This window comes from Pseudomonas sp. SWRI111, from assembly GCF_014268555.1.
Taxonomy (GTDB): Bacteria; Pseudomonadota; Gammaproteobacteria; order Pseudomonadales; family Pseudomonadaceae; genus Aquipseudomonas; species Aquipseudomonas hamedanensis.
Genome location: NZ_JABWQQ010000021.1, coordinates 69,951 through 92,162, shown reverse-complemented (window position 1 = coordinate 92,162; position 22,212 = coordinate 69,951). Strand labels below are relative to the sequence as shown.

The 22,212-nt window shown below is 60.3% G+C and carries 19 protein-coding genes; 9 read left to right on the top strand and 10 right to left on the bottom strand.

Annotation, left to right across the window (positions count from 1 at the left end; all coding sequences use genetic code 11):
• Positions 1-48: 48 nt before the first annotated feature.
• From HU755_RS21950 to HU755_RS21935, 4 genes are all read left to right on the top strand, one after another.
• Positions 49-1,218: a mandelate racemase/muconate lactonizing enzyme family protein gene (locus HU755_RS21950; protein ID WP_186636438.1), complete on the top strand. Its 1,170-nt coding sequence runs from the start codon at positions 49-51 to the stop codon at positions 1,216-1,218.
• A gap of 102 nt (positions 1,219-1,320) precedes the next feature.
• Positions 1,321-2,628, top strand: coding sequence for a C4-dicarboxylate transporter DctA (dctA, locus tag HU755_RS21945; RefSeq protein ID WP_186636435.1), 1,308 nt, complete (start codon positions 1,321-1,323; stop codon positions 2,626-2,628).
• Positions 2,629-2,653: 25 nt separating this feature from the next.
• Positions 2,654-3,526: an oxaloacetate decarboxylase gene (locus tag HU755_RS21940; RefSeq protein WP_186636431.1), complete on the top strand. Its 873-nt coding sequence runs from the start codon at positions 2,654-2,656 to the stop codon at positions 3,524-3,526.
• A gap of 17 nt (positions 3,527-3,543) precedes the next feature.
• Positions 3,544-4,278 carry an NADPH-dependent F420 reductase gene (locus HU755_RS21935; protein ID WP_238350029.1) on the top strand — a complete coding sequence of 245 codons (735 nt, stop codon included), beginning with the start codon at positions 3,544-3,546 and terminating at the stop codon, positions 4,276-4,278.
• 94 nt (positions 4,279-4,372) lie between these two features.
• Here HU755_RS21935 and HU755_RS21930 read toward each other — a convergent pair whose 3' ends face one another.
• On the bottom strand, positions 4,373-5,203 hold the full coding sequence (locus HU755_RS21930) for an alpha/beta fold hydrolase (RefSeq protein ID WP_186636425.1): 831 nt from the start codon (positions 5,201-5,203) through the stop codon (positions 4,373-4,375).
• A gap of 217 nt (positions 5,204-5,420) precedes the next feature.
• Between HU755_RS21930 and HU755_RS21925 the strand changes: the two genes are divergently transcribed.
• Positions 5,421-5,900: a MerR family transcriptional regulator gene (locus HU755_RS21925; RefSeq protein ID WP_186636423.1), complete on the top strand. Its 480-nt coding sequence runs from the start codon at positions 5,421-5,423 to the stop codon at positions 5,898-5,900.
• Between the two features lie 16 nt (positions 5,901-5,916).
• Here the strand turns inward: HU755_RS21925 and HU755_RS21920 are convergent, their stop codons facing one another.
• Together HU755_RS21920 and HU755_RS21915 are read right to left on the bottom strand one after the other, a co-directional pair.
• The gene (locus tag HU755_RS21920) at positions 5,917-6,843 is read right to left on the bottom strand and encodes an acetoacetate decarboxylase (ADC) (RefSeq protein ID WP_238350032.1); all 927 of its coding nucleotides are present in this window, start codon (positions 6,841-6,843) and stop codon (positions 5,917-5,919) included.
• Between the two features lie 107 nt (positions 6,844-6,950).
• A complete protein-coding gene (locus tag HU755_RS21915) occupies positions 6,951-7,700 on the bottom strand; it encodes a type 1 glutamine amidotransferase domain-containing protein (RefSeq protein ID WP_238350028.1) in 750 nt (249 codons plus the stop codon).
• 234 nt (positions 7,701-7,934) lie between these two features.
• On the opposite strand from HU755_RS21915, the gene HU755_RS21910 reads away from it, so the two are divergent.
• The gene (locus HU755_RS21910) at positions 7,935-9,164 is read left to right on the top strand and encodes an NADH:flavin oxidoreductase/NADH oxidase family protein (RefSeq protein ID WP_186636420.1); all 1,230 of its coding nucleotides are present in this window, start codon (positions 7,935-7,937) and stop codon (positions 9,162-9,164) included.
• A 51-nt stretch (positions 9,165-9,215) separates the two neighbouring features.
• Here HU755_RS21910 and HU755_RS21905 read toward each other — a convergent pair whose 3' ends face one another.
• Positions 9,216-9,746, bottom strand: a complete 531-nt coding sequence (locus HU755_RS21905; RefSeq protein ID WP_186636419.1) for a DUF2867 domain-containing protein — start codon at positions 9,744-9,746, stop codon at positions 9,216-9,218.
• 115 nt (positions 9,747-9,861) lie between these two features.
• Positions 9,862-10,482 carry a DJ-1/PfpI family protein gene (locus HU755_RS21900; RefSeq protein ID WP_238350027.1) on the bottom strand — a complete coding sequence of 207 codons (621 nt, stop codon included), beginning with the start codon at positions 10,480-10,482 and terminating at the stop codon, positions 9,862-9,864.
• Positions 10,483-10,608: 126 nt separating this feature from the next.
• Here HU755_RS21900 and HU755_RS21895 point away from each other — a divergent pair, with 126 nt between their 5' ends.
• Positions 10,609-11,163: a TetR/AcrR family transcriptional regulator gene (locus HU755_RS21895; protein ID WP_186636416.1), complete on the top strand. Its 555-nt coding sequence runs from the start codon at positions 10,609-10,611 to the stop codon at positions 11,161-11,163.
• 262 nt (positions 11,164-11,425) lie between these two features.
• Positions 11,426-16,909: an AAA family ATPase gene (locus HU755_RS21890; RefSeq protein ID WP_186636475.1), complete on the top strand. Its 5,484-nt coding sequence runs from the start codon at positions 11,426-11,428 to the stop codon at positions 16,907-16,909.
• 100 nt (positions 16,910-17,009) lie between these two features.
• Here the strand turns inward: HU755_RS21890 and HU755_RS21885 are convergent, their stop codons facing one another.
• The 5 genes from HU755_RS21885 to HU755_RS21865 all read right to left on the bottom strand — a co-directional run bounded on the left by HU755_RS21885 (position 17,010) and on the right by HU755_RS21865 (position 20,815).
• Positions 17,010-17,255 (bottom strand): transmembrane sensor/regulator PpyR, encoded by a 246-nt coding sequence (locus HU755_RS21885; protein ID WP_186636472.1) that lies wholly within the window; start codon positions 17,253-17,255, stop codon positions 17,010-17,012.
• Positions 17,256-17,274: 19 nt separating this feature from the next.
• On the bottom strand, positions 17,275-18,477 hold the full coding sequence (locus tag HU755_RS21880) for an NAD(P)/FAD-dependent oxidoreductase (RefSeq protein ID WP_186546535.1): 1,203 nt from the start codon (positions 18,475-18,477) through the stop codon (positions 17,275-17,277).
• A 229-nt stretch (positions 18,478-18,706) separates the two neighbouring features.
• Complete coding sequence (locus tag HU755_RS21875) at positions 18,707-19,081, bottom strand: response regulator transcription factor (RefSeq protein ID WP_186546533.1); 375 nt, start codon at positions 19,079-19,081, stop codon at positions 18,707-18,709.
• 145 nt (positions 19,082-19,226) lie between these two features.
• Positions 19,227-20,246 carry a GlxA family transcriptional regulator gene (locus HU755_RS21870; RefSeq protein WP_186546532.1) on the bottom strand — a complete coding sequence of 340 codons (1,020 nt, stop codon included), beginning with the start codon at positions 20,244-20,246 and terminating at the stop codon, positions 19,227-19,229.
• A 179-nt stretch (positions 20,247-20,425) separates the two neighbouring features.
• Positions 20,426-20,815 carry a hypothetical protein gene (locus tag HU755_RS21865; RefSeq protein WP_186636414.1) on the bottom strand — a complete coding sequence of 130 codons (390 nt, stop codon included), beginning with the start codon at positions 20,813-20,815 and terminating at the stop codon, positions 20,426-20,428.
• Positions 20,816-21,203: 388 nt separating this feature from the next.
• On the opposite strand from HU755_RS21865, the gene HU755_RS21860 reads away from it, so the two are divergent.
• Positions 21,204-22,172 carry an MBL fold metallo-hydrolase gene (locus HU755_RS21860; RefSeq protein ID WP_186546528.1) on the top strand — a complete coding sequence of 323 codons (969 nt, stop codon included), beginning with the start codon at positions 21,204-21,206 and terminating at the stop codon, positions 22,170-22,172.
• The last annotated feature ends 40 nt before the right edge of the window (positions 22,173-22,212 follow it).

Below are 22,212 nucleotides of genomic sequence, written 5' to 3'. Positions count from 1 at the left end.
GTCATCGCAAAGCATAACGTGGGGCCACCACAACAAGAGGAACCCGTCATGCGTATCGTCGATATCCGTGAAAAAACCGTCTCCATTGCGTCGCCCATCGCCAATGCCTACATCGATTTTTCGAAGATGACCTGCTCGGTCGTCGCGGTTGTCACGGACGTGATTCGCGACGGTAAACCGGTCACTGGTTACGGCTTCAACTCCAACGGTCGCTACGGGCAGGGCGCGTTGATGCGCGATCGCTTTCTGGCGCGGGTCACTGAAGCCGATCCGGAGACGCTGATCGATCACGAGAACAATAACCTCGATCCGTTCGCCATCTGGAAAGCCCTGATGACCAACGAAAAGCCGGGTGGCCACGGCGAACGTTCGGTGGCGGTCGGCACCCTCGATATGGCGGTGTGGGATGCGGTCGCGAAAATCGAAGGCAAACCGCTGTATCGACTGCTCGCCGACCGTTACCGCAACGGCGTGGCCGATGACAAAGTCTGGGTCTACGCGGCGGGTGGTTATTACTACCCGGGCAAAGACCAGACCAAGCTCAAGGCGGAAATGCAGAGCTACCTGGATCGTGGCTACGACGTGGTCAAGATGAAGATTGGCGCGGTGCCGCTGGACGAAGACATCCGTCGCATCGAAGCGGTGCTGGAAGTGGTCGGTGACGGCCAACGCCTGGCGGTCGACGCCAACGGGCGCTTCGATCTGCAGACCGGTATCGCTTACGCCGAAGCGATCAAAAAGTACAACCTGTTCTGGTACGAAGAAGTCGGCGATCCGCTGGATTATGCGCTTCAGGCCGAACTGGCCAATCACTACGAACTGCCGATGGCCACCGGCGAAAACCTGTTCTCCCATCAGGACGCGCGCAACTTGTTGCGCCACGGCGGCATGCGCGCTGATCGCGACTATCTGCAGTTCGATTGCGCGCTGTCCTACGGCCTCGTCGAATACATGCGCACCCTGAAAGTGATGGAAGAAATGGGCTGGTCCTCGCGCCGCGTCGTGCCCCATGGCGGCCACCAGATGTCGCTGAACATCGCCGCCGGCCTGCACCTGGGCGGCAACGAATCGTACCCGGACGTGTTCCAGCCTTTCGGTGGCTTCGCCGACGGCATTCGTGTCGAAAACGGCTATGTCGGCCTGCCGGATATCCCGGGGGTCGGCTTCGAAGCCAAGTCTGCGCTCTACGCCGTGATGCGTGAACTGGGCGAGGGCTGATTCCGTTTCATCTGCGGCCTCGGTGAATGAGGCCGCCACTTCAGGTGTCATCCTCGACGCCAACGCCACACGCCCATCACAACAATAAAATGAGGTGCTCTCGTGGAAACTTCAAAATCGCGCTGGTACAGCCAGCTCTATGTGCAGGTGCTGATCGGTATCGTGATCGGTGCCGCCATTGGTTACTTCGTGCCGGATATCGGCGCCAAACTGCAGCCGTTTGCCGACGGTTTCATCAAGCTGATCAAAATGCTCCTGGCGCCGATTATTTTCGGCACGGTGGTCGTTGGTATCGCCAAGATGGGCAGCATCAAGGAGGTCGGACGGATCGGTGTGAAAGCGCTGATCTACTTCGAGATTCTTTCCACCATCGCCCTGGTGGTCGGCCTGATTGTGGTCAACGTGGTCAAGCCCGGCGCCGGCATGAACATCAACGCCGGCACCCTCGATGGCAGCGCTGTCAACAAATACAGTCAGGCGGCGAGCGAGCAGGGCGGTCTCGTCGAGTTCTTCCTCAACATCATTCCGCATACCTTTCTCGGTGCGTTCTCCAATGGCGTCATGCTGCAGGTGATTCTGCTGTCGGTGTTGATGGGGGTTGCTCTGGTGCAAATGGGCGAAACCAGCAAGCCGCTGATCAATACCATCGACCTGTTCCTGCAAGGCCTGTTCAAGATCGTCGCGATGGTCATGCGTCTGGCGCCGCTCGGTGCCGGTGCCGGCATGGCGTTCACCATTGGCAAATATGGCATCGGCACCTTGCTGTCGCTGGGGCAGTTGCTGGTGGCGCTGTACATCACCACACTGATTTTCATTGTCGTGGTGCTGGGCGCGGTAGCGCGATGGTCAGGCATGCCGCTGATGCAGTTCTTGCGTTACTTCAAGGATGAAATTCTCATCACCCTGGGCACCTGTTCGACCGAAGCGGTGCTGCCGCGAATGATGGTCAAACTGGAAAAGCTCGGCTGCAAGAAGTCTGTGGTCGGCATGGTCTTGCCCACCGGCTACACGTTCAATGCGGACGGCACCTGCATCTATCTGACCATGGCCGCGATCTTTATCGCCCAGGCGACCAACACGCCTCTGACGTTCATGGATCAGATGATTCTGCTCGGCGTGTTCCTGTTGACGTCCAAAGGCTCGGCCGGTGTAGCGGGGGCGGGATTTGTGACGCTGGCGGCAACGTTGACCACCATCCATTCGATTCCCTTGGTCGGACTGGTGTTGCTGCTGGGCATCGACCGCTTCCTCAACGAGGCGCGAGCGGTGACCAACCTGATCGGCAACGGCATCGGCACCATCGCTATTGCCAAGTGGGACAACTCGTTTGATGTCGAGGCGTGCGAACGTGAGATCGCGGCGATGAAGCACGACAAGGCGGCGAGAAAAGCCCTGTTGGTGCAGAAGTAATCGGCGAATGCCGGGGGAACGAAAAATGATCGAGCGATCCCACCATGACTTGCGCAAGGCGTTTGCCGAGTTGCTTCACGGCTCCGTCTGCAAGTTTGCTGCTTCGGTGTTCGATCCCATTTCGGCGCGAATGGCCGCCGACCTGGGGTTTGAGGTGGCCATACAGGGCGGCTCCGTTGCGTCGCTGCAAGTGCTCGGCGCGCCGGACATTGCTTTGCTCACTCTGGATGAGTATGTCGAACAGGTCGGCCGGGTAGGGCGGGTCAGCCAGATTCCGGTGATTGCCGATGCCGATCACGGCTATGGCAATGCACTGAATGTGATGCGTACCGTGACAGAGTTGCAGAAAGCCGGAGTCGCCGCGCTGACGTTGGAGGATACCCACCTGCCGGCTCGTTACGGCGCGCCGGCGCAGGGTCTGATCGCGACGCAAGAGGCCGCCAGCAAGATTTACGCTGCGCGCTTCGCCCGTTCGGATCAGGCGCTCAGCATCATTGCCCGCACGAACGCAGCCGTGACCAGCACTGAAGATTGCATCGCGCGCACGCATGCTTATGAACGGGCCGGCGCCGATGCGATCTGCCTTGTCGGCGTAGAGGACTTCGAGCACCTGCACGCGCTGACGGCGCATCTGTCGGTGCCCATCATGCTGATCAGCTACGCCAACCCTGCACTGCTCGATATCGAGCGGCTCAGCGCCGCCAACGTGCGGATTGTGGTAAACGGGCATGCGCCTTATCTGTCGGCGATCGAAGCGACATATGCGACGCTGCGCGAGCAAAGTGGTGTGCAGGGGCGCGAACTTTCCCTGCCCGAGCTGCTCGAGAGATATACGCGCTCGGACGATTACCGCGAGTGGGCAATGAACTGGTTGAAGTCAGCACAGGCTTCGAATTGATGCAGGAGTCTACTGAAATGAACATTGGCATTATCGGCGCCGGCAACATCGGCGCGACGCTGGCGCGCAAGCTGGCTGCGTGCGGCCATCACATCAAACTGGCGAATTCGAAAGACCCGCACAGTATTCAGGATCTTGCTGACGCCATCGGCGCACACGCGGTGAGCAAAGAGCAGGCGGTGATCGGGGTGGACGTCATCATTCTCTCGATCCCCTTCGCAAAATACCCGGATCTCAAGCAGACACTGAGTCAGGTGCCTGCATCGGTCGTTGTCATCGACACCTCCAATTACTATCCGCAGCGTGACGGGGCGATCAAGGATGTCGATGACGGCAAGCCCGAGAGCGTCTGGGTCAGCGAGCAGATCGGCCGCCCGGTCATCAAAGCCTGGAACGCCGCGCTCGCCGCCACGCTGGCTGAAAAGGGCCAACCTGACGGCGCTGCGGCGCGTATTGCCTTACCGGTCGCCGGGGATGATCCCGGCGCTCTGGCCCTCGTGCAGAGTCTGGTGGCGGATACGGGTTTTACCGCGTTGGTTGCGGGCACTCTCCACGACTCGTGGCGTCAGCAACCCGGCACCGCGGCGTACTGCACCGAGCTGACGTTGCCGACCCTGAAGCTGGCGCTCGATGCGGCGGACAAGGCTCGATCGCCGCTGAACCGGGATGCGTTGATGACTCGTTTCATGACGCCCGGCAGCGAGTTCACCCATGAGCAGATTGTCGCCACCAATCGCGAAATGACGGCGTGATCGCAAGGGCTGGCGGGGACGGCGACTGGTCACCGTAGCAACAAACGCAATGGTTTACCGATAGAAGGGGCGGGCTTTCCCCGCCCCGGTCGGGCTAGCTACGCACAAACTCCAGCAGATCGGCATTGATTGTTTCGGCGTGGGTGGTGGGCATCCCATGCGGGAAGCCCGGGTAGATTTTCAGCGTGGCGTTTTGCAGGAGTTTGGCTGACAGCACCCCGGCATTTTCGTAAGGCACTATCTGATCATCGTCGCCATGCATCACCAGGACGGGGATCTTGATGCGCTTGAGGTCTTCGCTGAAGTCGGTTTGGGAGAACGCCACGATGCCGTCATAGTGCGCCTTCGCGCTGCCCATCATGCCCTGGCGCCACCAGTTGCGGATGATGCCTTCGGAGGCTGTCGCACCAGGCCGGTTGTAGCCGTAGAACGGGCCAGCGGGGACGTCCTGGTAGAACTGCGCGCGGTTGGCCTGTACCTGAGCTTGAAAGTCGTCGAACACAGATTTGGGCAAGCCGCCAGGATTGTCCGGGGTCTGCACCATCAGCGGTGGCACGGCGCTGATGATCGCTGCCTTCTTGACCCGGTCTTCACCGTGGCGGGCGATGTAATGCACGACCTCGCCACCGCCAGTGGAATGCCCGACATGCACTGCCCCTTGCGCGCCGAGGTGGTCGACCACGGCCGCCACATCGTCGGCGTAGTGATCCATGTCGTGTCCGTCCCAGACCTGACTGGAGCGGCCGTGACCCCGCCGGTCGTGTGCGACGACCCGGTAACCGTTCGCCAGGAAAAACAGCATCTGTGCGTCCCAATCGTCCGCACTCAGTGGCCATCCGTGGTGGAAAAAGATGACCTCGGCATCCCGTGGGCCCCAGTCTTTGTAAAAGATCTCAACACCGTCTTGCGTCGTGACATACGCCATGTTCGCTTCTCCTGAATGAAGTGAAGACCGTGACCGGAGCGTGTGCTGATCATGGCCCTTGAGAGCAACGTGCAACCCATCCGCCAGGCTGTTGCGGGGGAGGGATCGCCCCCACGGGTTCCAGACGTCAAGCAAACCCTGCGATAGCGCCGCCTGGCCGCCCGATGACTTTAGGTTTAAAGTCAACTTTAAGGTCAACAGTTTCTTCGGGTGGATGATGAGAATAGGCGAACTGGCAAAAATCAGCGGATTGGCTCCGTCACGCATCCGCTTCTACGAGGCCAGTGGCCTGATTCGCTCTGTCGCACGCAAAGCTAACGGCTACCGGGACTATGCACCGGAAACCGAATGGGTTTTGCAGATCATCACCGGCGCACAGGCTGCGGGATTTTCCCTGGAGGAAGTCCGTCAGCTAATGCCAGTCAACGCCGGGGGTTGGCAGCACGACGAGTTGCTCAGTGGTCTCAAGCACAAGGTCAGTGAAATCGAAGTGCTGCAAAAGCGCCTGGCCGAGAACAAGGCTCAGCTTCTGCAGGTGATCAAGGGGATTGAGGACAAGCCAGAAGGCATGGCCTGTGCGGACAATGCGCAGTTGGTGATCAATCGTTTGCGCGAAGAGGGGCTGGGCACTGCGTCTGCTCAGCGTGGCGCTACATCGTCCAGAAAGAAAAGCACCCGTCAGGCGTCCAGAGCCTGACGGGCATTTAGCGGTTTCAGCGCGGGTCAGTCAGGCTCGCAAGCGGTTTCGGCGCATAGAGCGCGCTCTGGAACTCGGGCACGTATTCATACTTCATCATTTTCCCCAGATCGAGCGAGCGCAGGTATTTCGACAAGCTGCCGTCGCCCAATGTAAGTGTGACCGCTTCTGCATCGCGGCTGGTGCCATGGCTCAGCTGCCTGGAAACCGCGTAGCCATAGGCTAATTGGCCTTGGTGATCGAGATTGGTGAAACTGCTGGTGACCAGATCGACATCGCGGGACAGTTCGTCAAGCTTCCTCGCTTTCAAGGACACGTCCAGCTTGCCGGTCTGGCTGTCGGCAATCTCATACACCACCGCTTGCGCATCTTCTTTGCGGTCAATGCCGGTGAGCCATTTCGGCAGGTTGTAACCGACCACACCGCGCACCCTCGCCAGCTCGGTATTGACCGGGAGTTTGAGCACATACCCCCAGAAGTCCTGCGACATCGACTGGCCCACCAGCGTGAGCGGACCCAGATTGGCCTTGCCCGGCTGACTGGTGATGATCGACACGGCGATCTCGTTGTACGCGTCGTTATCGCAATGCTCGTAGGTGTACGCGGTCACTGCGATCAATCCGCGACCCGGCCAGATTTGCAGGGGCTGTACGGTCGCCAGCACTTCAGGCGGCATCAATGTCCGCAGCCGCTGCAGATCCGCCGTATAAACAGCCGTGACGCGGCTGTTCTGGTAATAGAAATTTGGCGAGTACGACTCAAAGCCCATGTCGACCTTGCTCTTTGCCAGCCCTTTGAACCAGCTCAAATCAACGCCGGGGACTTCGGCGGCAATCACCGACAGCGGCGGGTTGGAGCGATAACGGTCGTACAGACCGCCCTTGACCACCGGCACCTGATGACCGGCGATATCGATGGTGTGAGTGTCGTTCGGACTGGTCATCGCAGGCGTCTGCGCCAACGCAGCGTGGGCAGCGGTGCAGAACAGCAATCCGGTTAAAGCGGCGCGTGTCGGTTTCAATCGGGTTTCTCCAGGAGCGGCTTGAGGGTTCAGCGAGTTGTGTTGTCGGTAGAAAGTACGGCCAGTACCGCTTCAGCCACGGCTTTGGGCGACTGCGGGTTCTGGCCGGTGACCAGGCGCCCGTCGGTGATGGCAAATGAAGTGAACGGCAGCCAGCCCTTGCGGTAACGCGCGCCCTGGCTGACCAGTCGGTCCTCGAGGAAGAACGGCACCTGACGTTTCATTCCCGATAACGATTCTTCGCGGTCCGAGAAACCGGTGATGTTTTTGCCCTTGATAAGCAATTGGCCTTGCGCATCTCTAAGGTCCAGCAGGCCCGCGACGCCATGGCAGACGGCCGAGACTACGCCGCCCTGGTTGTAAATGGTTTCGGCGACACGACGCAGGTCCGGGTTATCAGGGAAATCCCACATCACCCCGTGGCCCCCGGTGAAATAGATGGCACCGAAACGGGACGGATCGACATCGGCGACCGGCAGGGTGTTTTGCAGGCGGGTGCGAAAGGCCGGGGACTGCAAATGTTCACGCGCCGACTTGTCCATGTACAACCAGCCGAGGCTGCGTTCGTCCAGCGGCACCGCGCCGCCTTTGGGGCTGGCAAACACCGTGGTATAGCCGGCCGCTTCCACGGTCTCGGTGAAGTGGGTCAGCTCGGTCAGCCACAGCCCGGTGGAATCGCTGCGTGAGGGATAGCGCGAGTGGTTGGTCATGATCACCAGAATCTGGCGATTCGTGGCAACGACGGGGGAAGCAATTGACTCAGCCTTTGCAACTGTCATGAAAGCACCGCCTATTAGTACCAACGCAAAGGAAACAAGGGTTTTGAGCATCGTCTGGAGTCCGTAAAAACCTGCTGTCCGTGCATGCTCACCTTAAACCTCGCTTTAAGGTCAATCCCTGCAAACGCAGATTTTTTCGGCGATATCGAAAGCGCACGGCCATGGAAAAACAGCCATTGACCTTAAAGTTGACTTCAATCTTAAGCTGCCCCGACGTCAACTGAGGACTGCCCCATGAATGTGTTCGACACGCTGCTACTGCCCAACGGTTCGACCCTCAAGAACCGCATCGCCAAAGCCGCCATGGAAGAGAACATGGCGGACGCCGAGCAAGCGCCTTCGGCACAACTGATGCGCCTGTATCAAGCCTGGGCCGACGGTGGCGCAGGTCTGCTCATCACCGGCAACGTGATGGTCGATGGGCGTGCCATGACCGGACCGGGTGGCGTGGTGCTGGAGGACGATCGGCAACTGGACAAGTTCAAGCGCTGGGCGCGGATTGGTCGATCCGGCGGTGGGCAATTCTGGTTGCAGATCAATCACCCGGGACGGCAGATGCAAGCCAATCTTGGCCAGCAGACCTGGGCGCCGTCGGCGGTGGCGCTGGAGCTGGGCAACCTGTCCAAGCGTTTCGCCACGCCTCAGGTGATGACTGCAAGCGTGATCGCAGAGGTGATTCAGCGTTTTGCCAACACCGCTCGCCTGGGCGAACAAGCCGGATTCACCGGTGTGGAAATTCATGCGGCTCATGGCTATTTGCTGAGCCAGTTCCTGTCGCCACTGACCAATCGCAGAACCGACGAGTGGGGCGGCTCGCTGGACAACCGCGCGCGTCTGCTGATCGAGATTGTCAAAGCGGTCAGGGCTGTGGTTTCGAGGGAATTTGCGGTAGCCGTCAAACTCAACTCTGCCGATTTTCAACGTGGCGGATTCACCGCCGACGACGCCAGACGAGTGGTGCTGCTGCTCAACAATCTGGGTGTTGATCTGGTCGAGTTATCCGGCGGCAGTTACGAAGCACCCGCCATGCAGGGCGACGCGCGTGACGGCCGGACCCTGGCGCGCGAGGCTTATTTCGTCGAGTTTGCCCGTGACATCCGCACCGTCGCGACGATGCCGGTTATGGTCACCGGCGGCATACGTCGACGTGCGATCGCCGAACAGGTCGTCCAGAGCGGCGTCGACATGGTGGGCATCGGAACGGCGCTGGCGATTGATCCTGACCTGCCGCGGGACTGGCTGGCGGGCAAGAATAGCGCTCCGCAATTACCGCCGATCACCTGGAAAAACAAAGTCATCGCTTCGCTGGCAAACATGGCGGTCGTCAAGTTTCAACTGACCAGGCTGAGTCGAAATAAACAGCCCGATCCGAATGTGTCGCCGTTACGCGCGCTGGTTCTGCAACAGCTCGCGGCAGCCTGTCGCACTCGCCAATACAGGCACTGGATTCAGAGGCGTTCTTGAGTCGACGACTTGCCCGCGTCCGAGAACGTCGGCGGGCATGCACACTTGCATTTAGCTAGAGGTCGCCAGAGGCCAGCCGAGGCGCGCGGCACGACGCAGGCTGGCCCTGACAACCAAGCGGTGAAACGGGGCAATAACGAAAATGTAGGCCCGGCCCAGACGGTTGTGGCACTGGACCACCGTTGAAAAAACCAGTCGGCGACTGCCGTCAGGCTCTGCCTCTGCAGAACACAGGATGGATATCCGAAAATCGAGGTGCTTGTCATCCTCTCCCAACACGATCTCAGTCTGGTTGGTGCTGTATACCTTGAAGATAGCCACCCGATCAGCCAGCGCTGCCAATTGCCTGGCTGTCTTGAGACCGAAACAGCCCACGAGGGTGTCTCGCACTTGCATGAGCCATCCGACCCAGGATGGCTGGTTGGAAAGAATGAATCGGGCCAGTAGATCCGCATCGCCGCAGGTGCCCGCAGGGAGCCGAATCGCGAAAGCGTCCGCCAGATTCATTGACGTGTAAAAGTGGGCGACGCTGGACCCCGAGGGGACTGGCACAGCCATAACGGGCTCAAATTCCTGGGGCATCGGGTATCTCTCCTGAGTTTCTACCGGCTAATGAAAAGGCATGCCATGTGGCGGTCGTGCGCATACGAATGCCCACGCATCGATGAGGTCCATAGCCTCGCTGAGCGGGGAGGGATCAACGGGATGCTGCCGAAACGCCAATTTCTGCCTGGCGGATACTGAGCCCGATCAGTGCATCATAGAGCTCTTGCTGCCCGGCTGGCAGAACAGGAAGCAATGTTGCGCGGCGCTTGTCGACACCGAACCAGGATTGCACCAGCCATCCCACCAGATAGAGTGCCGCAAGACAGCCGCCGGCGGTCGCAACGTTCCCCTGAGAGACAAGCGGCTGATCCAGACACTCAAGTCCCAGCGCTTGCAAACCCGATCGTGCCTGCGGGTGAGTCGTCGCTTGTCCGCTGAGCAGCCCAAGCCGCTCGAGAATGAAAGCTCCGGCGCAGACGGCGCCGATGCGCTGGCGGCTGGGGTCAAGCGCAAAGGCGGGGAGGAAATCTGCGGCGACCAGGGCCGCGGGTATGCCTTCCTTGCCGCTGACGAACAACACCGCATCGGCACTGTTGGCCTCGCAAAGCGGACCGTGCACTGAAACCGGCAGGCCGTGCGCCGATCGCACGGTCGCGCTGGCCGCTAATATCCGCACGTGCCAGTCTTGCGTGTTGCGGCCTAAGATGTCCCACATCAGGAACAAGTCGATATCGGTGAATTGGTCGAAAGCAACCAGAACGATTTTCTTCAAGGCGAACTCCATGAAACGTGCTGGCGTGCACAACGCAACGGCCATTTCTGCAGGTGTTCGCAGCGTATCAATCGGTTGTCCGCCATACACAGCCTGTATGGCGCTAAACATGGAGCGCACTGACTGATGGAAAAACTGACGCGCAGTCATTGGATCGCGGCGGGTTTTGAGGCCCTCGACCACGCAGGGCACATGGGCGTTTCCGCCGAAAGTCTGGCGCGCCGATTGAATGTCACCCGCGGATCGTTCTATCACCATTTCCGCAATCGCGAAGATTTTGTTCGCAGTTTGCTGACCGCCTGGGAAGAAGACTACACGCAGCGCATGCTCACTTATGCAGCCCACGGCCGTAGCGCGGGCGAGACCTTGAAACGCTACTTGAGTATCGCCGCCGAGAAACAACCCGGGCGGGAAATTTCCATCCGCGCCTGGTCGCTGCACGATCCATTGGTCAGCGAGTTTCAGCAGCGCGTCGACGCGAGGCGATTGGACTTCGCCATTCAGACGTGCCGCCGCTTCGTCCATCTGCCAGGTGAAGCAGAATTGGTCGGGCAGATGGCTCATCTGTGCCTGATTGGGGGTCAACAGACAGGGCTGCGGCGTGATGCTGCGCGCTTCAACGGTTTTTTGAGTCGAGCCTTTTCACTGTTCGAAGCGGCGCGTTCAGGGTGGCGGATTTGAATCATGTCCCACGTTCCATAGATTGCCACGACTCCATGCGATAACGGCTCACTGATCAAAATGCCTCTCCGCTTTGCATTGCGTGCCTGCGCTAACACCTATGGTTGATTGCCGCGCATCGGTTTTACTGCAAGGATTCTCAGTCGATTTTCTTCTTTGTGTTTCTCTCGACTACGTTTAGCAATGTCGGCGAGTGGCAGGCACTTGTCGGGGCCTGATGATCAAACGTTTACCAATGGCTGCGAACGCTATGAACGAAGGCATGCAGATTCTATGGGACGACGCCGAGCGGGTACTCTGCCGTGGCAGACGTGCGGCGGGGGATGGTTCTGTTGCGGTTCTCGTGGCGTCAACCGCGGCAGAACAGCCTGGTCGCTCAAGCCTGGACCGTCTGGCTCATGAGTATTCATTGAAAGATGAACTCGATAGTCAATGGGCGATCCGTCCTGTGGAATTGTTGCACGACAATGGCCGGGTGCATCTGGTGTTCGAAGATCCCGGCGGCGTGTTGCTCGCCGAATTGCTCAGCGCCCCGATGGATGTCGAGACGTTTCTGCGCGCCTCGATCAGCATTGCCGAGGCGCTGGCCAGGATGCACGGCTGCGGCCTGATCCACAAAGACATCAAACCTGCGCATATTCTCGTCGATTGCGTCGATGGCCACGCGCGTCTGACCGGCTTCGGCCTGGCCTCGCGCTTGCCACGCGAACGGCAGGTCGCGCAATCGCCTGAAACCCTGGCCGGGACTCTGGCGTACATGGCGCCGGAGCAGACGGGGCGGATGAATCGCTCGGTCGATTCGCGCAGTGACCTCTATGCCTTTGGGGTCACGCTCTACCAAATGCTCACCGGATCCCTGCCGTTCAGCGCCGCTGATCCCATGGAATGGGTGCATTGCCATATCGCCCGGACACCCCTGTCGCCGAGCGCGCGGGTCGCCACCGTGCCGCAAGTGCTTTCGCAGATCGTGATGAAGTTGCTGGGCAAGACCGCGGAAGAACGTTACCAGTCCGCGATGGGGGTCGAACAGGATCTGCGCCGCTGCTTGACGCACTGGCAACGGCAACAGCACATCGAAGCATTTCCCCTGGATGAACGAGGCACATTCGGCCGTTTGTTGATTCCCGAGAAACTCTACGGACGCGAGTCAGAGGTCGAGAGTCTCGTCAATGCGTTCGCACGCATGGCCGGCAATGGACGGCCCGAACTGGCGTTGGTCTGCGGATATTCAGGGATCGGCAAATCCTCTGTGGTCAACGAATTGCATCGCGCGCTGGTGCCGGCAAGGGGGCTGTTTGCCAGCGGCAAGTTCGATCAGTACAAACGCGACGTGCCTTACGCAACATTGGTACAAGCCTTCCAGAGCCTGGTGCGCACCTTGCTGAGCAAGAGCGATGCGCAAATGGTGGGTTGGCGCGATGCTTTGCGGGCGGCGCTCGGTGCCGATGCGCGGCTGATGTCGGACCTGATTCCGGAGTTGAAATTGATCATTGGTGAGCCCCCGGCGCTGGCCGATCTGGAGCCCGCCCTGGCGCAACGACGGTTTCTGAAAGTGTTCAGCAGATTTATCGGTGTGTTTGCCCGAGCGGAACATCCGCTGGCACTGTTTCTCGACGATCTGCAGTGGCTGGATGCCGCAACGCTCAATCTGCTCGAGGAAATGTTGATTCGTTCGAAGATGAATCATCTTTTGCTGATCGGTGCCTATCGCAGCAATGAAGTCGACGCCTCGCACCCCTTGATATCCAGGCTGCAGTCGATCAAATCCGCGGGCGGCACAGTGCATGAAATTTGTCTGGCACCGCTGGCCATTGCACACGTCGAGACGTTGCTCGTCGATGCGATGCAAGCGGACCGGGCGTATGTCGCGGCACTTGCACAGCTGATTCTGGACAGAACCGCCGGCAATCCGTTTTTCGTCATCCGCTTTCTCAAGACCCTCGTTGATGAAAGTCTGCTCACGTTCGACCAGGAGAGCAGACGCTGGCGCTGGGATGCCGATCTTATTCACGCTCAAGGCTACACCGACAACATTGTCGACCTGATGGTGGGCAAGTTGGTGCAACTGCCACTGCGCACGCAGCAAGCGTTGCAGCAATTGGCATGTCTGGGCGACGCTGCGGACGTCGACACCTTGTCGTGCGTGCTTGCGATGCCTGCGCCGCAGGTTCACCTGGTACTTTGGCCCGCTATCCGTGACGAATTGATCACGCGCCAGGACCACTCCTACGGTTTTGCCCACGACCGTATCCAGGAGGCGGCTTATCTGTTGATCGCGCCGGACGCGCGAGCGCAAAAGCATTTGCGGATCGGCCGTTTACTCCTTGATCAGGCGCCAAAGGACGAATGCATCGACACGATTTTCGAGATTGTCGGGCAGCTCAATCGCGGTGCGCCGCTGATGGCTCGCCAGTCGGAGCGCGAGCAACTGGCGCAATTGAACCTGCTGGCGGGCCAGCGCGCCAGAGCCTCGACGGCGTATGCCTCGGCGCTCAGGTACTTTACCCAGGGTGCTGATCTGCTCGACGAAACCTGTTGGGGCCGGCATCGGGGGCTGATCTTCGCCCTTGAGTTTGGTCGGGCCTGGTGCGAATTCCTGACCCGGCAACTGCTGGCCGCCGAAGCCCGTCTGCAGCGTCTGTGCGAACGCGTCGTGACAGTGGAGGAACGAACACAGGTGGCATGCCTGCAAGTCGATCTCTACCTGATTATGGATCAGAGCCAGAACGCGGTGACGGTGTGTCTGGCGTTTCTGCGCCATCTGGGCATCGAATGGTCGCCCCATCCCTCGGACGAGGAGGTGCGCGACGAATTCCTGCGAATAAGCCGACAACTGGGTAGCCGCAGCATCGAATCTTTGATCGACCTGCCACCCATGCAGGACGCCATTGCCCTGGCGGCGCTGGAAGCCTTGACCAAACTGATCGTGGCGGCGTTGCATATGGACGGCAACCTGCCGGGGTTGGCGATGTGCAGGGCGATCAACCTGAGCATCGAGTTCGGTAATAGTGATGCGTCGTGTGTGGCCTATGCCAACGTGTCACGAATTGCCGGTCGACGTTTTGCCGACTATCCGGCCGGGCAGGCATTTGCCGAGCTGGGTTGTCGACTGGTGGAGCGGCGCGGACTCGAGCGCTATCAGGCGCGCACTCAACTGGCTTTCCTGTTGTTTGCCCAGCGCTGGATGCAGCCGGTGCGTACCTGTGTTGAGCCGCTACGTCAGGTGTTCGAGGTTGCCACCCGGACCGGTGATCTACCGGTAGGCGCCTTTGCCGGCAACAGTCTGGTATCCAATATGCTGGCCACTGGCGAGCCCTTGGCCGATGTGCAGGCAGAGGCCGAAAAGGCCTTGGTTTACGCCCGCAAAATCGGCTTCGCCGTAGGTGTCGACTTCATCGAAACGCAGTTGGCGTTTATTCAGATGCTGCGTGGCCAGACGCGACTTTTCGGCAGCCTGGAACCTGGACGATCGACGGCGCCCAGCAAACGGCATCGCCGCACCGCGACGTCGCTGGTCTCGGCCTGCTGGCGCTCGATTCGCACGTTGCAGGCGCGTTATCTTGCTGGCGACTACGAAGCCGCGGCGCGGGCAGGGCAAGCCGCGCAGCAACTGTTGCATGCCTCGCACCTGTTTATCGAAGAGGCTGAATACGCGTTCTACAGCGCCCTGACCCTGGCCGCTCAGTGCAACAGCGCGCCTGCCGGCGAGCCGAGAGCCGAACTTGAACGGGTGGCGGCTCATTATCGACAACTGCGAACATGGGCCGATCTGTGCGAGCAGAACTACGCCAGCCACGCCACACTCCTGGAGGGAGAAATGGCTCGCCTCGAAGGGCGCGCGCTGGAGTCCGAACAGCATTATGAACAGGCCATCCATCTGGCGCAGGCCAGCGGTTTTGTGCACATCGAAGCGTTGGCCAACGAACTGGCGTCACGCTTTTATACGGAACGTGGCCTGACCAGGATCGCCCGGATGTACCTGCAAGACGCTCGTTATGCCTATCAGCGCTGGGGCGCCGACGGCAAGGTTGAGCAGTTGGAGGCCAGCCATGCGTTTCTGCGTGCGGAAAAAACGTTGCCCGGTCCTACCAGTACGATTGCCACACCCGTCGAACGTCTTGATCTGGCCACGGTGCTGAAGGTATCGCAAGCGGCGTCCAGTGAAATCGTGCTGGAGAAATTGATCGAAATGGTCATGCGCACCGCGCTCGAACAGGCCGGCGCGGAGCGCGGTTTACTGATTCTGCTGGAGGCAGGCGAGCAACGTATCACGGCCGAGGCAATGGTCCATGATGACACTACACAAGTGTCCCTGCGCGAGGGGCCGGTCAGCGCCGCCATGGTGCCTCAGTCAATCCTCTTTCATGTGCTGCGGACCCGGGAAAACCTGTTCCTCGATGATGCTTTGAGCGAACCGCCGTTCGCCGACGACCCTTACGTTCGCGAACATCGCGCACGGTCGGTGCTGTGCCTGCCGTTGCTGCATCAGGCGCAGTTGATGGGGGCGCTGTACCTGGAAAACAACCTGAGCACGCGGGTATTCAGCGCCTCGCGAATCGCCGCGCTCAAGCTGGTCGCTTCCCAGGCTGCGATTTCGTTGGTCAACGCGCGTCTGTACCGCGATGTCCAGCTGCGTGAGGCCAAGATCCGTCGGCTCGTCGACGCCGATATCATCGGTATTCTGTTCTGGTCGGCTCAGGGTGAGGTGGTGGAAGCCAATGATGCGTTTCTGCGCATGGTTGGCTACGAGCGCGAGGATTTGCTGTGCGGTCGGGTGCGCTGGCGGGATATGACCCCGCCGGAATTTTTGCCTGTCAGTGAGCGCGCGCTCGCGCAAGCGTTTGCCACGGGCCGCGCGGCGCCGTTCGAAAAGCAATATTTGCGTAAGGATGGCAGTCGCTTGCCGGTGCTTGTCGGCCTTGCTTTGCTTGAAAGCGATCAACTAAAAGGCGTGGCGTTCGTCCTCGACCTGACCGAGCGCAAGCAGGCTGAAGCACAACACCACGACAGCGAGCAGCGTTATCGCGAGATTCAGGCAGAACTGGCGCATGCCTGTCGCGTAGCCACAATGGGTCAGCTCGCCGCGTCGATCGCCCATGAAGTCAGCCAGCCGCTGGCCTCGACGTTGGCCAGTGCACAGGCGGCCGTGCGCTGGTTGACGGCGCAGCCGGCGAATGTCGAGGAGGTACGCCTGTGTCTGGAGCGCATCGTCAAAGATGCCAATCGAGGCAGCGAAGTGCTGGCGCGCATCCGCGGACTCATTCGCAAGGCGCCACAGCCCAGGGAGTCGGTGAACCTCAATGAAGTGATTGGTGAAGTCATCGAAATCATTCGCGGTCAGGCCGAAAAGGCCGCGGTCGCGATCCGCGTCGACATGTTAGCCGAACTGCCGGCGGTCAATGGCGACCGGGTCGAACTGCAGCAAGTCGTGCTCAACCTCATAATGAACGCACTGGAAGCCATGAGCGCTACGGTGGGCGGCCCTCGCGAGTTACTCATCTGCACGCAACGCGACGAGGCGGGGCAGGTGTGGGTGAGTGTCAGCGACTCCGGACCGGGTTTCGGCTCACAGTCCAGCGAGCACCTGTTTACGCCGTTCTACACCACCAAACCCAGTGGGCTGGGCATGGGCCTGGCGATTTGCCGTTCGACCATCGAGGTGCATGGCGGCCAGCTCTGGGCTTGCGCTAACCGGCCTTGCGGCGCCGTGGTGCAGTTCGTGCTGCCCGCTGAAGAGCCACTCTGACAGGCAAAAAAACGCCCGCCAAAAACATCAATGGCGGGCGTCTGGGAAGTGCCGGCACAACAAGGAGAGCGCTGTACCGGTCATGGACGAAACTTTCGGATCAGGCAGCGGAGCCGGTTGCCAGGCGCAGCCGATTACAGCTCAACAAGCGCATGACGTAGCCGATTTTGATTGCCGTCGGCCCGAGGATCGTCAGTGCATGCGCGCCCACCAATTGCGCAAGGCGCAGATGCGCGTCGAGCCAATAGGCGAAGACAATCCCGACGATCAGCATGACCAGCCCGCCGATCAACAACACATGCGACAGCTTCAACAACCGCTGCGCATTGTCGAAAAAGCCGTACACGTCGATCATTGCCAACGGCTCATGCCACGGGAATCGATGGGTCGGCGGCAGCCAGCGCGGCAGCGCGATCAGCGGCGGGCGGGTAGATCCACACCGTATTGATCTGGGTCTTGAGCTCCTTCGCTTCTGGCCCGATCAGTTTCAACTGGCGATCCCAACCCTCGGTGTACACAGCGCCCCATGCCCCCAAGTCAAGGCAGGTCACGTACTTGGGCTGGCTGTAGGTCATCGGTTCGACACCCAGCAAGTCGGCCGCGACGTTGTTGCCGGCATAACGGCCCAGGCTGATCGCGTGCTGACAGGACATCGCCGCGTAATTGCCGAGGGTGTCGGTCGCGGCGTAGGCGGTATCGCCCGCTGCGAAGACATGGTCATGTCCCCGCACTCTCAGGTTGCCGTCAACATGCAGCCGGCCTTGCAGGTCGCGCGTTCCGGCCACTTGTTCAGTGAGCGGGCTGGCACGGAAACCGACGGTCCAGATCACTGTGCTGGCCTCGATGCGCTGACCATCGGCGAGGGTCACGCCACCGGCATCGACCGACGCGACCGATGCGTTGACGATCCATTCCACGCCCAGTGCTTTCGACGCTTCGACAATAGCAGGGCGGATGCCATCGCCCAGGGATGCAGCGATCTGCGGTGCGCGATCCACCACGATCACCCGAATATCGGCGTCGGCGCCCAATGCAGCGCGCAAGCGGGCCGGCATTTCAGTCGCGGTTTCGATCCCGGTAAACCCGCCGCCGGCGACCACGACGGTGTTGCGCGCTGCACTCGGTGGCACATTCTTCAACGACTTGATATGGGCTTCCAGTCGCGCGGCTTCTTCAATCTGATCGACATCGAAAGCGTGTTCGATCACGCCTTCCAGCGCTGGCCGGATAACGCGGCTGCCGGCAGCCAGCACCAGACGGTCGTAATTCAGCGTACCCTGCGAACCGAAGGTGTCGCTGTAGGTGACGCGCTTGTTCTCGGTGTCGATGCTGTCCGCAACGCCTTTGACGAATTTCACCCCGACTGCCTCGAACAGATCACCCAGCGGCGCCGTCATGGTGTGCACATCCGGCTCGTAGAAACGCGGACGGATGCGCAGTTCTGCCTGGGGGGCGAGGACGCTGATCTGCACGTCGTTACGGTCATGCTGGTCCAACAGACGGGCGGCGCCCAGGGCGCTCCAGACGCCACCAAACCCTGCGCCAATAACCAGAATGTGCTGTTTCATCGGATGACTCCTGAACAAAAAATGAATCGTTTATGGGGGCTGTCGGTTCGCGCCGGACCGTCGTGCGGCCCCGTGTGATGTCCTGGCTGCAATCAACCATGGCGGTTCGATTCGCTGCAGATGATGCTATCGGGGAAGGACGCGAGCGACACTTCTACATAGGGTCAGCGGCGACATGCCTAAGTGTGAGGCGGGTATACGTGGGTATAGGCGCAACCCTTGGCGCGAGTCAGTCGGGCCGGTTGACGATGGCGTCGATGCACTTCAGCAGTTCGCCGCAGGGGAAGGGCTTGGGAAAGTAGGCCACCGGTGCAGTTGATTGCGCGCTGACCTGGGGAGGAGATCCTTGGTAGCCGGTAATGAATATGATCGGAATGCGCGCTCCTTGAGCGCAGAGCAGGTCATGCATTTCTATCCCGGACAGACCCGGCATCTGGATGTCCGAGATCAGGCAGCGGGTGTTGTGCGCGGCGGGGCACGCCAGAAACGCTTCGGCTGTGGCGAACAGTTGCACGGTGTAGCCGTTGGACCGCAGCAGACTGTCTAGTGCCAGGCGCACGGACTCGTCGTCATCGACAACCGAAACAACAGCAGTGTGGGCCATTTCTTTCCCTGGGCTCTTGCGGGTAGCCCAGCAAGGACGCCCGCCATGTCGGCAAGATACGCCGCTCACGCGGGCGGCGTACTTATACGTGTGTATAGAAATTCGTTTGAGCTTTAACCAAGTACCCGTGGCGGGCGGCAAGTCGTCAGCGTGAGAATCGACTGCGGTATTCGCGCGGCGTGATCGAGAGGTGACGCTGGAAGGCATAGCGCATGCGGTCTTCATCCCCGAAGCCGCACAGCTGCGCGATCTGATCGATGTTGCGCTGCGAGTCTTCGAGCAAGCGTCGCGCCGCTTCAAGGCGAAACAGTTCCAGGGCTTTCGCGGGTGTCCGACCGACCTTGTGCTTGTAGACGCGGGCGAAGTTGCGGGTGCTCATTTGCGCCTGGCGGGCCATCGCTTCGACTGTCAGGCGGCTGTCGCCGAGGTTGTCGCTCAGCCACAGGTGCAAGTCGTCGAAGCCGCCACGGTCGTCGGTCTGCGATTGCAGCAACTGGCTGAATTGCGCCTGACCGCCGGGCCGTTTGAGAAATACCACCAGCTCACGCGCAACTTCCAGGGCAATGTCGCGGCCGCAATCGGCTTCGACCAGCGCCAGTGCCATGTCGATGCCGGTGGTCACGCCTGCCGATGTCCACAGCGTGCCTTGCTGGATGAAGATCGCGTCGAGGTCGACATTGACCGTCGGGAAACCGCTCTTGAGCGTGTCGCACATTGCCCAGTGTGTGGTCGCCCGCAAACCGTTGAGCAAGCCGGCCTCAGCCAGCAGAAACGTACCGCTGCAAACCGAGGCGACGCGCTTGGCCTTGGGCGCTGCCTGACGCAACCAGCCAACCAGCGCGCGATTGTCTATCAACGCCTGACGAATATCCGGCGCGCCGGGCACGAGCAACGTATCAATGCTCACATCGTTGAGCTGGCTCAATGAGGTGGTCTGGACCGACAGGCCTTCGGCGGTGGCGATCAATCCGCCCTGCACACTGGCCGTGTGCATGCTGTATCCCGGCAGACCGCGCAGCGCCAGGGCTTTGGAGGCAGACCAGAACACAGTCTGTGCACCGGTCAGGTCCAGCAGACCCATTCGCGGATACGCCAGAAACAACAAGGTGCGCGGTTGCGTGCGCAGAGCGTTGAGCGAGGGAGTGTCGGGCAGCATCGAATTCATGGCGGCGTCAGGGCTCTGTTGTCGTCACGGCTGGCGAACAAGGGCACGGGTGCGTGGGTTTGCCGGATTGACGGTTATAAGTCATAAGTTCCCTGTGCGCCAGCCGCAGCCGCGGCGGTAAGAGCGCCCTCATCCTGACGATGCAAATACGCAGCGAGCGTCAGGGAGAGGGCGGGCCTTCAACGACAGGCCATGCAGAAACCAGGCACGGCCCGATAGGCAGTGCTGTTGCCGTTGTCCGCTACACGTCTTTCCAGCAAGCGATCCGAGCCCCCTTCAGCAATCCGGTTCTGCTTGAGATGATTCGCACCGTCGGCGGCCAGTTGGCGTTCGTGCAGGCGATCGGCACCCCCTTCGGCGACCCGGTTCTGCGGGGTTCGATCAGACCCGTCGGCGGCGATGCTCTGTTCTCGGGCCTTGTGAAGCGTGTTTTGAAGCAATGGCGCCGACGCGTCTCGGTCGCCTTCTGCGCGACCGCCGCTGCGCACTTCGGCGGCGTAGGTGAACGATGGCTGAGCACCGATGGCGGTCATTAAGGCGCAACTGAACAGTAAGTTTGCAAGTTTCATTGATTTACCCATCCTGTGAAATGGTGATGTTCAACAGCACTTGCAATTTTATAGTGCTGACAACTTCAGGCGCTTATGCAATGGGGTGGGCAGGGCGTTCATAGGTGTTAAGGACCTATGCTCAAGTATAAAGTCACAGTAACGGTCCGATGTAGCGGCCAGGTTTCTCACTGCGGTGAGTGCAGGGGGTGGCACTTATACATTGGTATGGTTCGCCGCCGCCTCGATATCGGTTCAATCCACTAAACAGGCTTTATTCTTATACCCGCGTATGATTTTTGCGGGTGTGGTCGCGGCGCACACTCTTCGGCAAGGAGCGTTGATAAACGCTCTCTCCAGACAGGCATTGGCCCGATGGTTTTCCGTATCAGTACAAAGGAGTGCGACCATGTCAACGTATCTGAACCATTCCGTTGCCTATCAGCAAGGCAGTGAGCAACAGGCCGCGTCTCGCCAGCCAACGGCATCTACCTTCGGCGGTGTGCAGGAACTGGTGCCTTCACGCTATGCACTGCGGGTGGGCGACATCGACGTGGTGGTGATCAGCGACGGCGTGCTGCCGCTGCCCACGTCGACCATGTCCACCAACGCCGACCCGGCGGCCCGCGCCGCCTGGTTCAAGGATATGTACCTGGGCCCCGACGCATTCGACTGGGCCCTGAATGTCCTGGTGGTGCGCAGTGGCGAGCAGATCATCCTCGTCGACGCCGGGCTGGGCGGGCAGTTCCCAGGCTTTCCCCGGGCCGGGCAATTGCCCAAGCGCCTGGAAGCGGCCGGCATTGATCTTGGATCGGTGACGGACGTGGTGGTCACTCACATGCACATGGATCATGTCGGCGGATTGCTCGTCGATGAAGTAAAAAACCGCCTGCGTGCAGACGTGCGCATTCACGTTTCAGCCACTGAAGTGGCGTTTTGGGAGACGCCGGATTTCACCCAGACAGTCATGCCATCGCCCGTGCCTGACGTATTGCGCGCCACCGCCAGGCAGTTCATCGATACCTACCGCAGCAAGGTGCGCACATTTGACGACGAGTATCAGGTGGCACCGGGCGTGGTGGTGAAACTCACCGGTGGCCATACACCCGGGCATAGTGTGGTCTACGTGAACTCTGGTGGCGAGCGTTTGACCTTCGCCGGCGATGCGCTGTTTCCAGTGGCCTTCGAACATCCCGACTGGCACAACGGCTTTGAGCATGATCCTGAGGAATCGGTCCGTGTCCGCATGCGCCTGATGCGCGAGGCGGCCGCCAGCGGCGAATGGTTTGTCGCCACCCACCTGCCGTTCCCCTCGGTGGGCCGCGTGGCCGTCGATGGCGAGGCGTTCCGCTGGATCGCGGCGTTCTGGGATTACTGATTTGCCCCTGCACATGCTGTAGCGGCTGCGGCACACTGCA